The organism is Rhabdochromatium marinum, assembly GCF_016583795.1.
In the GTDB taxonomy this organism is placed as follows: Bacteria; Pseudomonadota; Gammaproteobacteria; order Chromatiales; family Chromatiaceae; genus Rhabdochromatium; species Rhabdochromatium marinum.
In genome coordinates, this window is the sequence record NZ_NRRS01000180.1 from 1 (window position 1) to 1668 (window position 1668).

The 1668-nt window shown below is 61.9% G+C and carries 2 protein-coding genes and 1 pseudogene; all 3 read right to left on the reverse strand.

The annotated features are described in order from the left end of the window. Positions 1 to 204: 204 nt before the first annotated feature. Positions 205 to 792 (reverse strand): dTDP-4-dehydrorhamnose 3,5-epimerase, encoded by a 588-nt coding sequence (gene rfbC, locus CKO36_RS19160; RefSeq protein WP_200286492.1) that lies wholly within the window; start codon positions 790 to 792, stop codon positions 205 to 207. Positions 793 to 856: 64 nt separating this feature from the next. Continuing rightward, positions 857 to 1159 (reverse strand): annotated as a pseudogene (locus tag CKO36_RS20040) (RNA-guided endonuclease IscB); the annotation flags it as partial. 266 nt (positions 1160 to 1425) lie between these two features. After that, positions 1426 to 1665, reverse strand: a complete 240-nt coding sequence (locus CKO36_RS20625) for an RRXRR domain-containing protein (protein ID WP_420826360.1) — start codon at positions 1663 to 1665, stop codon at positions 1426 to 1428. Positions 1666 to 1668: the final 3 nt, after the last annotated feature.

The window sequence follows — 1668 nt, forward strand, 5'->3', positions numbered from 1 at the left end:
CGGCTCCCGCCTCGCGGCGGCGATCAACACCTTCGGCGCTTTGCCTTTCGCCAGCATGATCCTGATCTTCCAGGGTCCGGGACTGAGGAAGCATCCCGGAGTGGGTCTTGACGACCTGTGATGCACGGAGCGGGTTCTCACCGCTTGCCCTGGTCAACCGAGCTTTTTCAAGCTCCGGCCTTTAGGCCGGGGTAGTTGACGACTTCAGGGGGTTCCAGGTGAGCCGGGCAATGTGGGAGTAAACACCGGCAGGCGCTCAGAGGCAATCTCAGCCAGCGGCAGGGCGTCGCGATCAGCTGCGGACAGGGTGGGGGTGCCACTCAGCGGCCAGTCAATGCCCAGGGCGGAATCATCCCAACGCACCGAGAACTGAGTTTCGGGGTGATAGTGGTCGGTGCACTTGTAGTTAAACAGGGCATCCTCACCCGTGACCAGATAGCCATGCGCAAAGCCTTCCGGTACCCAAAACTGACGCTTGTTCTCGGCGCTTAACAGGCAACCGATCCAGCGCCCGAACCAGGGTGAGCCCTGCCGCACATCGACCGCCACATCAAACACCTCGCCGCGTAGCACCTGCACCAGTTTGCCCTGCGCATAGGGATTTTGCAGATGCAGCCCGCGCAGCACGCCCTGGCGCGAGTAGGCCAGATTATCCTGCACGAAGTTCGGGCCAATGCCAGCCTCAGCATAGCGTGTCTGCTGCCAGGTTTCCAGGAAAAAGCCCCGCTCATCGCCAAACACCTTGGGTTCCATGATCAGCACGCCGGGGATTTCAGTTGTCACAATGTTCATCTGTCTTGCGCGAGAAACCCCGCCCTTAAGGGCGGGGAGGGAAAGCGCACCGCGCGCAGCGCGGTTAGGCAACCCGTCTCGCTTCCTCCGTTAAAATGGGTTGAAGACGATAGCTATAACCGTCGGCACGTTGCACCACGCGACAATAGCGGTGTGAGATCCCTTGCACCACGCCCTGCGCGGTCTGGATGTTAAAACTCCCTGATGCGCGCACGGCGACGCGACCGCTATGGGGTCCCTCCTTTTTCCCGCTCGGCACTTGGGCAACGATCCGATCCCCGGTTTGGAAACCCTCGATGCGTTTCTCACGCATCAGATACCCGCGCGGGAAGCCGAAGCGATTCAGTCGGGTGCGCTGATAGCTGCCNTTCTCACGCATCAGATACCCGCGCGGGAAGCCGAAGCGAGTCAGTCGGGTGCGCTGATAGCTGCCCCGCCCTGTGGCTTTGGTGGCCAGTGCTGGCCGATTCCAGCCATGCAGCGTATCGAGTGGACCGACACAGGCGGCATCGAGCGCATGGGTCTTGGGAATCCCGAAACGCTGACGGTTGTATTTGGTCTGAGCACCGGAGCTGCTCGCCACGGGCAACCCCGTGGCCTTCAGTCGCTCGAACAGCGCCCAGCGGGTGGCATTCACAGCAGCGGCATCTCTGAGTGGCACCTTAGCCTGTGCCTGGATGCGGCGCAGCAGCGCCGGGTTGTCCTGGAGGAAGATCGCAAGCGGCTGATTGCCTTTGCGTTGGTTACAGGGGGCGCAAGCCGCTGTAAGCGTGCCACCCAACTTAGCGTGGTATCCAGGCGATGGCGCAGACTCGGCGCGAGCCAGCCTTCCGGTTTGGTGCGATTGAGAAAGCGCGGGGCGCGATGGCGCAGGTT